Source organism: Pseudomonas sp. R4-35-07 (assembly GCF_003852235.1).
In the GTDB taxonomy this organism is placed as follows: Bacteria; Pseudomonadota; Gammaproteobacteria; order Pseudomonadales; family Pseudomonadaceae; genus Aquipseudomonas.
In genome coordinates this window covers 3,351,429-3,364,150 of the sequence record NZ_CP027732.1, presented here as the reverse complement: position 1 = coordinate 3,364,150, position 12,722 = coordinate 3,351,429, and the positions used below count along the sequence as shown (strand labels likewise).

Below are 12,722 nucleotides of genomic sequence, written 5' to 3'. Positions count from 1 at the left end.
GGCGAAGCACGGGTTGTACCAGATGAGCCGGGAGGGGAAGAAATTAATGCGACGGCCGTGACCCAGGATTGCTTGCAAAGTGTTGCAGCGATGCAGCGGGGCGACCGGCTTGACGCTGCATGACCTGCACGCGATGCTCCGTTTCTTTGAGCAAAGGCCCGACCATGGACAACAGCCCCGTGCGCATCACCGCCGAAGAAACCCTTTCGGACAACTGGTACCTCCTGAAGAAATACAGCTTTGAACTGCGCCGCCGTGACGGCAGCTGGCAAGCTCAGACCCGCGAGGTGTACGACCGGGGCAACGGTGCGACCATTCTCTTGTACAACCGCGAGCAGCGCACGGTGCTGCTGATACGCCAGTTCCGCATGCCCACGTTTGTCAACGATTACGCCGGCTACCTGATCGAAGCGGCGGCCGGGTTGCTTGACAACGCCAGCCCCGAAGAGCGCATCCGCCTGGAGGCCGAGGAAGAGACCGGCTACCGCGTGGGACATGTCGAAAAAGTCTATGCGGCGTTCATGAGCCCGGGGTCGGTGACCGAGCGGATTCACTTTTTTATCGGTGAATACCAGCCGGGCGACCGGGTTGGGGCTGGCGGCGGCCTGGCGGAGGAGGGCGAGGATATCGAAGTGCTGGAGCTGGGGTTCGAGCAGGCGCTGGGGATGGTAGCCAGTGGGGAAATCGTGGATGGCAAGACCATCATGCTGCTGCAGCATTTGGAACTGCGGATGTTGAAAGAGCGGTGGTAGCTCAATCGAGCATGAAGATCAAAAGGTGGGAGGGGGCTTGCTCCCGATAGCCATAGGTTCTACACAACTTTGGCACGGCCCTGAACCTGTGGCGGCTCGGGAGCCGAAGCCTCTCTAACTGATGCCCCCCGTTCCAAATGTGGGAGGGGGCTTGCCCCCGATGGCGGGGCCCCAATCACTGTCGAATTCCGGCCAGCGTGGTTTAACGGGGCGCCTAAGATCAAGAGCGACTCGCTTCGCATCGTGGTTACCGTAGGCTGCTACAAAGTTGTGTAGATACCTATGCCCCGATAGCGGTGGGTCAGTTAAAAGTACATGACTGACACTGCGCCATCGGGGGCAAGCCCCCTCCCACATTTGGACCGAGTTTGCTCAAGGTCGGCGTGCTTTGCTTCTGATTTCCAAGTCAATCTCCAGCCCCGACTGACGGCTATTGTCAGAAATTTCCCACAAGAGTACAAATGTACTCCATGACGACCCTGACCCCCCGCCGTACCGCCATCCTGACCTTCATCCGCGAGCGCATCGCGCAGCAAGGTCAGCCCCCGAGCCTCGCCGAGATCGCCGAGGCGTTCGGCTTTGCCTCGCGCAGCGTCGCTCGCAAGCATGTGGTGGCCCTGACCGAAGCCGGTTTTATCGAGGTCAACCCCAACCAGGCCCGGGGGATTCGCTTGCTAAACCAACCGCCGCGCCCGGAATGGCTGGACATCCCGGTGCTCGGTCGTGTAGCCGCAGGCTTGCCCATCGGCGCGGATGCCGAAGTGCACAATCGCCTGCAACTCGACCCCGCCACCTTCGCCAAGACCCCGGACTACCTGCTGCGCGTGCAGGGCGATTCGATGATTGAAGACGGCATTCTCGATGGTGACCTGGTGGGCGTGCGGCGCAGTGCCGAGGCCTTGAACGGGCAAATTGTGGTGGCGCGCCTGGACGGTGAAGTCACCATCAAGCGTTTCGAGCGCCATGGCGACAAGGTGCGCCTGTTGCCGCGCAACCCGGCGTATCAACCCATCGTGGTCGGGGCCGATCAAGACCTGGCCATCGAAGGGGTGTTCTGCGGCCTGGTGAGGCAAGGCTGATGGGCGCCGTGGTTGCCCTGGACTCGCTGTTCAATGGTGGGCGAGTCTGGAAGGGCCGGCCCGCCGCGCCACCGGCCAGTGTGCATCCCACCGGGCTTGCGGCGCTGGATGCGGTGCTGCCCAGCGGCGGCTGGCCGGAGGCGGCCTTGAGTGAAATCCTGATGGCCAAGGACGGTGTGGGCGAACTGCAACTGGTGCTGCCAACCCTGGCGCGCTTGTCGGCGATGGGCGAACGTATTGTGCTGGTGGCACCGCCCTATACGCCGTATCCCCATGCCTGGCAGAACGCCGGGGTGGATGTGCGTCAGCTCGCGGTGATCCAGGCCCAGGAGCGCGACGCGCTGTGGGCGGTGGAGCAATGCCTGCGCTCCGGTAGTTGTGGTGCGGTGTTGTGTTGGCCGCGCAAGGCCGATGACCGTGCCTTGCGCCGTTTGCAGGTGGCTGCGGAAACCGGGCAGACCCTGGCGTTTGCCTGGCGCACCTTGAGTGAAGCGATCAACCCATCGCCGGCCGCCTTGCGCCTGGCGGTCGAGGCAAGGCCTGCGCAAGTGCGTGTGCTCAAATGCCGTGGCGGCCTGGCCCATCCGGCGCCGATTGCCCTGGCGGGGCATTGAGGTTGCCATGCGCTGGGTCTGTATTGTCTTCCCGCAATTGGCGCTGGACGGGGTACTGCGTGCCCATCCCGAGCCCGACCAACCGCTGGCACTGCTGGCCGGTACGCCGCAGCGGCGCGTGCTGCAAACCGTCAATGCCGCCGCCCGCGCCCTGGGGTTGCGCCCCGGCCAGTCGCTGACGGCGGCGCATGCGCTGACCAAGACCTTCGCCTGTGCCGAGTACGATCCGCTGGAAATCGAGCGCTGGCAGCAGTTTCTCGCCGCCTGGGCCTACCGCTTCAGTTCCCAGGTCAGCGTGTATTACCCACGCGCCTTGCTGTTCGAGATCGAGTCGAGCCTGGGCCTGTTCGGGCCCTGGCCGCAGTTCGAGGCGCGTTTGCGCAAAGAGTTGACCGAGCTGGGCTTTCGTCACCGCATCGTTGCCGCGCCCAACCCGGCGGCGGCACGGGTGTTGGCCAACCGTTACGATGGCCTGGCGGTGGCCGACGACAGCGCCTTGATGCAGGCCCTGGCGCCGTTGCCGGTCGACCGCGCCGGGATTGAACCGCAGGCCGCCACCGCGTTGTCGCGCATGGGCCTGCGCACCTTGGCCCACGTGCAGGCGCTGCCCCGGCATACCCTGGCGCGGCGCTTTGACGCCAGCCTGCTCAAGCACCTCGACGCCCTGAGCGGGCAGCGGCCGTTGGCCCTGGGGTTCTATCAGCCGCCGGACCAGTTCGATGTACGCATCGAGTTGAATTTCGATGTGCAATCCCACCAGGCACTGCTGTTTCCCTTGCGCCGTCTGACCGCCGACCTGGCCGCCTTCCTGTGCGGGCGAGACAGCGGCGTGCAGCGTTTCGACCTGCACTTGGAACATGCCCAGGCAGCGGACAGTGTGATCAAGGTTGGCCTGCTGAGCGCCGAGCGCGAGCCTTCGATGCTGTTCGAACTGGCCCGGGGGCGATTGGAGCAGGTGCAAGTCACTGCACCGGTGCGCGGGTTTCGCCTGGTGGCCCAGGACTTGCCGGTATTCGTGCCGCAGCGCCAGGACCTGTTCGACGACCGCCCGCAACAGTCCCTGCCCTGGGAGCAATTGCGCGAACGCCTGCGCGCGCGCCTGGGCGATGAGGCGGTGCAGGGCCTGCGTTTTCACGCCGACCATCGCCCTGAATGCGCCTGGCAAGCCGCCGTCGACAACCACCCATGCCCGAGCTTGAACAAGGTCCGGCGCCCTGGCTGGTTGTTGAACCAACCGACCTTGCTGGCCGAGCAGGGCGTACAGATCCTGATGGGCCCGGAACGCATCGAATCCGGCTGGTGGGATGGCGCCGATATCCGCCGCGACTATTACCTCATCCAGACCCGCGCCGGCCAGCAAGGCTGGGCCTACCGCACGGTGGGGCAACAGGATGGCCTGTGGCTGCAAGGCTGGTTTGCATGAAAACCTATAAGTCGCCACCCCCTGTAGGAGCGAGCTTGCTCGCGAAGGTGGTTAACGATAACGCGGGGCACCAGAATGAATGCGGCGCCCTTGGGCTTTTCGCGAGCAAGCTCGCTCCTACAGGGGCGGGGCAGGCATGAAGTACGCCGAGCTGCATTGCCTGTCCAACTTCAGCTTCCAGCGCGGTGCATCCAGTGCGCTGGAACTCTTCGAGCGGGCTAAACGCCAAGGCTACAGCGCCCTGGCGATCACCGACGAATGCACCCTGTCAGGCATCGTGCGTGCCTGGCAGGCGGCGAAAGCGCTGGAGTTGCCGCTGATTATCGGCAGCGAAGTGCGCATCGAGAACGGGCCGAAACTGGTGCTGCTGGTGGAAAACCTGAGCGGTTACCAGCACCTGTGCCGGTTGATCACCCTGGCCCGCCGCCGCGCCGAAAAGGGCAGCTATCGCCTGCTGCAGGAAGACTTCGAGCAACCGCTGCCCGGCCTGCTGGCGTTGTGGGTGGCGCAGGACAGTGACACCCAGGCCAGCATCCAGTGGCTGCGCCGTACCTTCGCCGAGCGCTTGTGGCTGGCGGTGCACTTGCACTGCGGGCAGGACGATGCACGGCATCTGGAGCAACGCCTGCAGCTGGCGGCCAGCCTGAAAATCCCGGCCGTCGCCTGCGGTGATGTGCACATGCATGCGCGCGGGCGCCGCGCCCTGCAAGACACCATGACCGCCATCCGCCATCACGTACCGGTGGCCGAAGCCGGCCTGCATCTGCATCCCAATGGCGAGCGGCACCTGCGCAGTCTCGACGCCCTGGCCGCGCTGTACCCGCAAGCCTTGCTCGATGAAACCCTCGCCATCGCGCGGCGCTGCAGCTTCGACCTCGGCCAGTTGCGTTACCACTATCCACGCGAGCTGGTGCCCGCCGGCCATGACGCCGAATCCTGGCTGCGCACCCTCACCAAGAAAGGCATCGCCCAGCGCTGGCCCGACGGCATCGATGCCAAGACCCTTAAGCAGATCAACACCGAGCTGGAGCTGATCAGCGAGTTGGGCTACGAAAGCTATTTCCTCACGGTGCACGACATTGTGCGCTTTGCCCGCAGCCGTTCGATCCTGTGCCAGGGCCGCGGCTCGGCGGCCAACTCGGCGGTGTGTTTTGCCCTGGGTATCACCGAAATCAACCCGAGCCTGAGCAACGTGCTGTTCGAACGCTTCCTGTCCAGGGAACGCAACGAGCCGCCGGATATCGATGTGGATTTTGAGCACGAGCGCCGCGAAGAGGTGCTGCAATACGTGTTCCAGCGCTATGGCCGCACGCGTGCGGCGTTGACGGCAGTGGTCAGCAGTTACCACGCGACCGGCGCGGTGCGTGATGTGGCCAAGGCCCTCGGCCTGCCAGCGGACCAGGTCAACGCATTGGCCGAGTGCTGCGGGCGTTGGAGTGACGACGCGCCGCCGTTGGAGCGCCTGCGTGAAAGCGGCTTCGATCCGGACAGCCCACTGCTGCGCCGCGTATTGACCTTGACCCAACAATTGATCGGCTTTCCTCGGCATTTGTCCCAGCACCCCGGCGGCTTCGTGATTTCCGAACACCCGCTGGACACCCTGGTGCCGGTGGAGAACGCCGCCATGGCCGAGCGCACCATCATTCAGTGGGACAAGGACGACCTCGACGCCGTCGGCCTGCTCAAGGTCGATATCCTCGCCCTGGGCATGCTCAGCGCGATCCGCCGCTGTTTCGATCTGCTGCGCCGCCATCGCAACCTGGACATGAGCCTGGCAGGCATGCCCAAGGAGGATGCGGCCACCTACGCGATGATCAGCAAGGCTGACACCATCGGCGTGTTCCAGATCGAATCGCGGGCGCAGATGTCGATGCTGCCCAGGCTCAAACCGCAAACCTTCTATGACCTGGTGATCGAAGTTGCCATCGTGCGGCCGGGGCCGATCCAGGGCGGCATGGTGCACCCGTATTTGCGTCGCAGGAATAAAGAGGAGGAAGAAACCTATCCGTCGCCGGCATTGAAAGAAGTGCTGGAACGCACCCTGGGCATCCCCTTGTTCCAGGAGCAGGTGATGCAGATCGCCATGGTCGCCGCCGACTACAGCCCTGGCGAGGCCGACCAGTTGCGCCGCTCCATGGCCGCCTGGAAACGCCACGGCGGCCTGGAACCGCATCAAAAGCGCCTGCGCGAGGGCATGCTGAAAAACGGCTACACCGAGGCCTTTGCCGCGCAGATTTTCGAGCAGATCAAAGGCTTTGGCAGCTATGGTTTCCCCGAGTCCCACGCGGCCAGTTTTGCCTTGCTGACCTACGCCAGTAGCTGGCTCAAATGCCATGAGCCGGCAGCCTTTGCCTGCGCGCTGATCAACAGCTGGCCGATGGGCTTCTACAGCCCGGACCAGATCCTGCAGGACGCGCGCCGGCATCGCCTGCAGATCCGCCCGGTAGACGTGCAGGCCAGTGACTGGGATTGCAGCCTGGAACCCATCGACGGCCAGCAGCCGGCGATCCGCATGGGCCTGCGCATGATCTGCGGGTTTCGCGAAGAAGATGGCCGGCGCATCGAGGCCGTGCGCCAGCACCGCGCCTTCAGTGACATCGCCGACCTCGACGCCCGCGCCGGCCTGGATTCGCGCGCCCAAGCGCTGCTGGCGGATGCCGGCGCCTTGCGCGCGTTAGCCGGTAACCGCCACCAGGCGCGCTGGGAAGTGGCCGGCGTGCACACGCAACTGGGCCTGTTTGCCGGCCTGCCGAGCCCCGATGAAGCGCCGGTGGCGTTGCCCCAGCCCACGGTCGGCGAGGACTTGCACGCCGATTACGCCACGCTCGGCACCACGCTTGGCCCGCATCCCCTGACATTGCTGCGCGCGGAACTGCGCAGGCGCCGCTGTCGCAGTTCCCAGGAGCTGCTGACTGTGGAGCATGGGCGCAATGTCAGCGTCGCCGGCCTGGTCACCGGGCGCCAACGCCCGGGCACCGCCAGCGGCGTGACCTTTGTCACCCTGGAAGATGAATTCGGCAACCTCAATGTGGTGGTCTGGCGCGACCTGGCCGAACGTCAGCGCCAGGCCCTGGTCGGGTCGCGTTTGCTCAAGGTAGACGGGCGCTGGGAGGCGGTGGGCGAGGTGCGGCATTTGATCGCTGGACGCCTGACCGACCTGACGCCGCTGCTGGACGGCATTGTGGTGCGCAGCCGGGATTTTCACTGAGGCCAGTGGTTTCTTCGGCTTAAGTTAGCCAAGATGAAACCATCTATCGCCGCTGCGCTCCAAAACTTGCGACTGTCCTCTCACTGCCCAGAGCCCGAACATGCAATTCTTATCCAACCCCCACGGCTGTGAAGGCTGGTCCGGTGAAATGGCCCAGCGGATTCGCGGGTTTGACTGGTCAACCACCGACCTCGGCCCGATTGATCGCTGGTCCACCAGCCTGGCCTGCACCGTGCAGATGATGCTCGCCTCGCCCGTACCCATGGTGATGCTGTGGGGGCGGGCGGGTTACATGATCTACAACGACAGCTACTCGAAGTTCGCCGGTGGACGCCATCCGTACTTGCTGGGCACGCCGGTGGAACTGGGGTGGCCGGAAGTGGCCGAGTTCAATCGGCATGTAGTGGATACATGCCTGGCGGGCGGCACCTTGTCGTTCAACAACAAGGAACTGGTGTTGTCGCGCAACGGCAAGCCGGAAACCTTGTGGATGGACCTCTATTACAGCCCCGTGGCCGGTGACAACCAGCAACCGGCCGGGGTGCTGGCGATCGTGGTAGAGACCACTGAACTGGTGCGGTCCGAGCGCGTGCGCCAGGAGCTGACCCACAATCTGGAGCAGCGCGTAGCCGCCGAAGTGCAGGCGCGTTCCGCCGCCGAAGAGCAGTTGCGCCAGTCGCAGAAGCTGGAAGCGATTGGTGGCCTGACCGGCGGCGTGGCCCACGACTTCAACAACCTGCTGCAAGTGATCGCCGGCAACCTGCACCTGCTGGCCCGTCATGAGCCGGACAACGCGCAGGTGCAGCGGCGTGTTTCTGCCGCGATTGCCGCGGTGGAACGCGGCGCCACCCTGTCCTCGCAACTGCTGGCGTTTGCCCGGCGCCAGCCCTTGTCGCCGGCGGTGTACAACCCGCAACGTATCTACGCCGGTCTCGGTGAACTGCTGCAACGCGCGCTGGGCGAAACCATTCATATCGACGTGCAATTGCCGCAGGATTCCTGGTGCATCAACGTCGACCGCAACCAGCTGGAAAACGCGCTGCTCAACCTGGCGATCAATGCCCGCGATGCCATGCACGGTGAGGGCGTGATTCGTATCACCGGCGAAAACATCATTCTCAATCCGGCCGAATGTGCGGGCAAAAGCATCAAGCCCGGCGAGTATGTGCGCCTGGCTGTCACCGACACGGGCACTGGAATGCCGGCGACCGTGCTCAAGCGTGCGTTCGAGCCGTTTTTCACCACCAAGCGCGAAGGGCAGGGCACAGGCCTGGGGCTGAGCATGGTGTTTGGCTTTGTCCGGCAAAGCGGCGGGCATGTGGACATCTGGAGCGAGGAAAACAAAGGTTCTGTGGTGCAGATGTATTTCCCGCGCAGCCTGGAACCGGAGCATCTGGAGCCGGACATTGGCCAGGAGAGCCCTTGCACCGGTCAGGAAACCATCCTGGTGGTGGAAGACAATGAGGGCGTACGCCTGGCCGTGGTGGAGCTGCTGCAACAATCGGGTTACACGGTGCTGACGGCCGAAGACGGCGACCAGGCCATGGCTAAGCTGCAGGCCGGCCTGCAGCCGGAATTGATTTTTACCGACGTGGTGATGCCCGGTCGCATCAAGAGCATCGACCTGGCCAACTGGGCGCGTGAGCAGGTGCCGCCGATCCCGGTGCTGTTCACCTCCGGCCACACCCGCGACATTCTTTCCTCCAATCATCTGCTGAGCGCTGATATTCACCTGCTGAGCAAGCCCTACAGCCCCGATGCCCTCACGCAACGGGTGCGCAGCGTTCTCACCGCCAGACAAGGTTGTCCATGACTTCACAACGCAACACCCCCGCACCGACCGCCCCGCACACCGGCTTCGTGCGGGTGCGCGGCGCTCGCGAACACAACTTGCGTAACGTCGATGTGGATATTCCCCGGGATGCCCTGGTGGTGTTCACTGGCGTGTCCGGTTCCGGCAAATCGTCCTTGGCGTTTTCCACGGTCTACGCCGAGGCCCAGCGTCGTTATTTCGAGTCGGTGGCGCCCTATGCGCGGCGTTTGATCGACCAGGTCGGCGTGCCGGATGTCGACAGCATCGAAGGCTTGCCACCCGCCGTGGCCCTGCAACAGCAGCGTGGCACGCCGAGTGCGCGCTCATCGGTGGGCAGCGTGACCACCTTGTCGAGCCTGATCCGCATGCTGTATTCCCGTGCCGGCAGCTACCCGCCGGGGCAGGCGATGCTGTATGCCGAGGACTTTTCGCCGAACCTGCCCCAGGGCGCGTGCCCGCAATGCCATGGCCTGGGCCGCGTGTATGAAGTGACCGAAGCGCTGATGGTGCCCGACCCGTCGCTGACCATTCGCCAGCGCGCGGTGGCAGCCTGGCCGCTGGCCTGGCAAGGGCAAAACCTGCGCGACATTCTCGTGACCCTGGGCTACGACGTGGATATCCCGTGGCGCGACCTGCCGAAAAAACAGCGCGACTGGATCCTGTTCACCGAAGAAACTCCCACCGTACCGGTGTACGCCGGCTTCACCCCGGCGCAGACCCGCGATGCCTTGAAACGCAAGCTGGAGCCCAGTTACCAGGGCACCTTCAGCGGCGCGCGGCGTTACATCCTGCACACCTTCGCCCACACCCAAAGTGCGCTGATGAAAAAGCGCGTGTCGCAGTTCATGCAAGGCAGCGCCTGCCCGTTGTGCGAGGGCAAGCGCCTGACCAAGGCGGCGCTGTCGGTGAAGTTTGCCGGGGTGGATATCGGTGAGCTGTCGCAACTGTCCCTGACCCGCCTGGCCGAGTTGCTGCGGCCGGTGGCGGCGGGGCAGGACAAGATGAAGTTGTCAGTGGAAAAACGCCTGGCCGCCCAACGGATCGCCGAGGATCTGCTCGAACGGGTCAGTACGTTGATCGAGCTGGGGCTGGGCTATCTGGCCCTGGAGCGCAGCACGCCGACGCTGTCGTCCGGAGAATTGCAGCGCCTGCGCCTGGCCACACAACTGGGCTCGCAGTTGTTCGGCGTGATCTACGTGCTCGACGAACCGTCCGCAGGCCTGCATCCGGCCGATGGCGAGGCCTTGTTCAGTGCACTGGCGCGGTTGAAAGCGGCCGGCAATTCGCTGTTTGTGGTGGAGCATGACCTGGAAACCATGCGCCGCGCCGACTGGCTGATCGATGTCGGCCCGGCCGCTGGCGAACACGGCGGGCAAGTGCTGTACAGCGGCCCGCCGGCGGGGTTGGCGCAGATTGCCGCGTCGCAGACCCGTGAATACCTGTTTGCCCAGCCGCGCCCGGCGAACCCGGCGAACCCGGCGCGGCGTCAACCCAGCGGCTGGCTGAAGCTGCAAGGCGTGACGCGCAACAACTTGAAGAATCTTGCGGTGGATTTCCCGCTGGGCTGCTTCACGGCAGTGACCGGGATTTCCGGTTCGGGCAAGTCCAGCCTGGTCAGCCAGGCGCTGTTGGAACTGGTCAGCAGCGGCCTCGGGCGCGTGTTGGAAAACGTCGAAGAGCCCAGCCTGGAAGACGCTGCGCCTTCCGCCAGCGAGGGCCGCATCAGCGCCGGGCTGGACCAGATCCGCCGTCTGGTGCAGGTGGACCAGAAACCCATCGGCCGTACGCCGCGTTCCAACCTGGCGACCTATACCGGGCTGTTCGACAACGTGCGCAAACTGTTCGCCGCCACGCCAGCCGCGAAAAAGCGCGGTTACGACGCGGGGCAGTTCTCCTTCAACGTGGCCAAGGGCCGTTGCCCGAACTGCGAAGGCGAGGGCTTTGTCAGCGTCGAATTGCTGTTCATGCCCAGCGTGTATGCGCCATGCCCGACCTGCCACGGTGCGCGCTATAACCCCGAGACCCTGGCGATCACATGGCAAGGGTTGAACATCGCCCAAGTGCTGGGCTTGACGGTGGAGCAGGCCGTCGACGTATTTGCCGAACAACCGGGCGTGCTGCGCGCTCTGCAGGTGCTGCGCGATATCGGCCTGGGCTATCTGCGCCTGGGCCAACCGGCCACTGAGTTGTCGGGCGGTGAAGCGCAGCGCATCAAGCTGGCGACCGAGCTGCAACGCAATGCGCGGGGCGCCACGTTGTACGTACTGGACGAACCCACCACTGGCCTGCATCCCAAGGATGTCGACCGCTTGCTCAGCCAGCTCAACCAATTGGTCGAGGCGGGGCATACGGTGGTGGTGGTCGAGCATGAGATGCGCGTGGTGGCGCAGAGTGACTGGGTGATCGACATCGGCCCGGGTGCCGGGGACGCGGGCGGCAAGGTGGTTGCCAGTGGTACGCCGCAAAAAGTTGCCAGCAGCAAAACCAGCCGCACGGCGCCGTTCCTGGCGCGGGAACTGCGCTAGTCGCCAGAAAGGTGGGAGGCGCGAGCGTCCTCCCAGCTGTTCTCAAGCGACTTGCCGGGCCCGTTCGCGTTCGGCGACCAGTTGGCGCGTCAGAGGGATCAACTGCTTGCCATAGTCGATTGCATCATTGAGCGGATCGAACCCACGAATCAGGAACGTGGTGATACCCAAATCGTAGTAATCGAGCAATGCCTGCGCGACTTGCTCGGCCGTGCCCACCAGCGCCGTGGAGTTGCCCTGCGCGCCGAGCAAGGCGGCAATGCCGGTCCACAGGCGCTTATCCAGGCGCGAGCCTTGCGCCGCTGCCGCCAGCAACCGGCGCGAACCTTCATTCGGCGGTTCGCGCCGTACAAAACCGTTCTGCTCGGCCAGCGCCGTGGCTTGCTGCAAAATAGTGTCTGCCCGCTGCCACGCCAGTTCCTCGGTCTCGGCCAGGATCGGGCGCAATGACAAGCTGAAGCGAATCGTACGCCCATGCCGGGCCGCTTCGGCACGCACCTGGGTCACGACCTCGCGCACTTGCTCATAGGTTTCGCCCCACAGCGCATACACATCCGCATGCTTGCCCGCCACCGCAATCGCCGCCGCCGACGAACCGCCGAAGTACAGCGGGATATGCGGCTGCTGCGGCGACTTCACCGTGGAGTGCGCGCCTTCGACCTGATAGTAGGTGCCGGCGAAGTCGAAGGGCTTGTCGCTCGTCCATTCCTGGCGCACCACGCTCAAATATTCGTCGGTGCGCGCATAACGCTCGTCCTTGCCGATATGGCTGCCATCGGCGCGCAGTTCGCGGTCGTCGCCGCCGGTGATGATATGCACGGCGGTACGCCCGCCGTTGAACACATCCAGCGTGGCGAACTGGCGCGCGGCCAAGGTGGGTTGGGCAAAGCCTGGGCGGTGGGCGATCAGGAACTTCAAGCGCTGAGTCACGCTGGCAGCATGAGCGGCGATCAGCGTGCTGTCCGGGCTGGTGGAGTGGAAGGCCACCAGGGCGCGGTCGAAGCCGGCCTCTTCATGGGCGCGCGCCACACGCTCAACGTAGTCTGGCTGCAGCGTCGGGCCGCTGCGCGGGTGGATCTCGGAGGCGTGGTGGCCGCCGATGTAGCCGATGAATTCGATGCTCATGGTCAGGTCCTTGTTGAAGTCGATAAACAAGCCTCCACCGGGCAGGGGGTCGGTCCGTAGCGTGAAAGTAGGGCGCACGGGCGCGTCTGTAAAAGGCCGATTGGTTCTAACCTAATTATAAAAAAGAAGAATACTAGTCTTATGTTGTTATTACTTTTTTGATTGATGCGGTGTTTTGATCTT

Annotated in this window: 8 protein-coding genes; 7 read left to right on the top strand and 1 reads right to left on the bottom strand. The window is 64.3% G+C overall.

What is annotated here, in order from left to right; all coding sequences use genetic code 11:
- The first annotated feature begins 164 nt into the window (after positions 1 to 164).
- From C4J89_RS15260 to uvrA, 7 genes are all read left to right on the top strand, one after another.
- On the top strand, positions 165 to 752 hold the full coding sequence (locus C4J89_RS15260) for an NUDIX domain-containing protein (RefSeq protein ID WP_124363181.1): 588 nt from the start codon (positions 165 to 167) through the stop codon (positions 750 to 752).
- Between the two features lie 461 nt (positions 753 to 1,213).
- The gene (gene lexA, locus C4J89_RS15250) at positions 1,214 to 1,831 is read left to right on the top strand and encodes a transcriptional repressor LexA (protein ID WP_124414904.1); all 618 of its coding nucleotides are present in this window, start codon (positions 1,214 to 1,216) and stop codon (positions 1,829 to 1,831) included.
- A complete protein-coding gene (gene imuA / locus C4J89_RS15245; protein WP_124414903.1) occupies positions 1,831 to 2,445 on the top strand; it encodes a translesion DNA synthesis-associated protein ImuA in 615 nt (204 codons plus the stop codon). The genes lexA and imuA overlap by 1 nt, the downstream gene beginning before the upstream one ends.
- Before the next feature lie 7 nt (positions 2,446 to 2,452).
- Positions 2,453 to 3,868 carry a DNA polymerase Y family protein gene (locus tag C4J89_RS15240; protein WP_124414902.1) on the top strand — a complete coding sequence of 472 codons (1,416 nt, stop codon included), beginning with the start codon at positions 2,453 to 2,455 and terminating at the stop codon, positions 3,866 to 3,868.
- A gap of 136 nt (positions 3,869 to 4,004) precedes the next feature.
- A complete protein-coding gene (locus C4J89_RS15235) occupies positions 4,005 to 7,076 on the top strand; it encodes an error-prone DNA polymerase (RefSeq protein ID WP_124414901.1) in 3,072 nt (1,023 codons plus the stop codon).
- A 100-nt stretch (positions 7,077 to 7,176) separates the two neighbouring features.
- Entirely contained in the window at positions 7,177 to 8,889 is a 1,713-nt protein-coding gene (locus tag C4J89_RS15230; RefSeq protein ID WP_124414900.1) for an ATP-binding protein, read from the top strand.
- Positions 8,886 to 11,414 (top strand): excinuclease ABC subunit UvrA, encoded by a 2,529-nt coding sequence (gene uvrA, locus C4J89_RS15225; protein ID WP_124414899.1) that lies wholly within the window; start codon positions 8,886 to 8,888, stop codon positions 11,412 to 11,414. The genes C4J89_RS15230 and uvrA overlap by 4 nt, the downstream gene beginning before the upstream one ends.
- 42 nt (positions 11,415 to 11,456) lie before the next feature.
- Here the strand turns inward: uvrA and C4J89_RS15220 are convergent, their stop codons facing one another.
- A complete protein-coding gene (locus C4J89_RS15220) occupies positions 11,457 to 12,539 on the bottom strand; it encodes an LLM class flavin-dependent oxidoreductase (RefSeq protein ID WP_124416032.1) in 1,083 nt (360 codons plus the stop codon).
- Between the last annotated feature and the right edge of the window lie 183 nt (positions 12,540 to 12,722).

What these genes read in the sequence shown, in the direction of transcription:
- C4J89_RS15260 (WP_124363181.1), top strand. Translation starts at nt 165, where the DNA reads ATGGACAACAGCCCCGTGCGCATCACCGCCGAAGAAACCCTTTCGGAC.
- lexA (WP_124414904.1), top strand. Translation starts at nt 1,214, where the DNA reads ATGTACTCCATGACGACCCTGACCCCCCGCCGTACCGCCATCCTGACC.
- imuA (WP_124414903.1), top strand. Translation starts at nt 1,831, where the DNA reads ATGGGCGCCGTGGTTGCCCTGGACTCGCTGTTCAATGGTGGGCGAGTC.
- C4J89_RS15240 (WP_124414902.1), top strand. Translation starts at nt 2,453, where the DNA reads ATGCGCTGGGTCTGTATTGTCTTCCCGCAATTGGCGCTGGACGGGGTA.
- C4J89_RS15235 (WP_124414901.1), top strand. Translation starts at nt 4,005, where the DNA reads ATGAAGTACGCCGAGCTGCATTGCCTGTCCAACTTCAGCTTCCAGCGC.
- C4J89_RS15230 (WP_124414900.1), top strand. Translation starts at nt 7,177, where the DNA reads ATGCAATTCTTATCCAACCCCCACGGCTGTGAAGGCTGGTCCGGTGAA.
- uvrA (WP_124414899.1), top strand. Translation starts at nt 8,886, where the DNA reads ATGACTTCACAACGCAACACCCCCGCACCGACCGCCCCGCACACCGGC.
- C4J89_RS15220 (WP_124416032.1), bottom strand. Translation starts at nt 12,539, where the DNA reads ATGAGCATCGAATTCATCGGCTACATCGGCGGCCACCACGCCTCCGAG.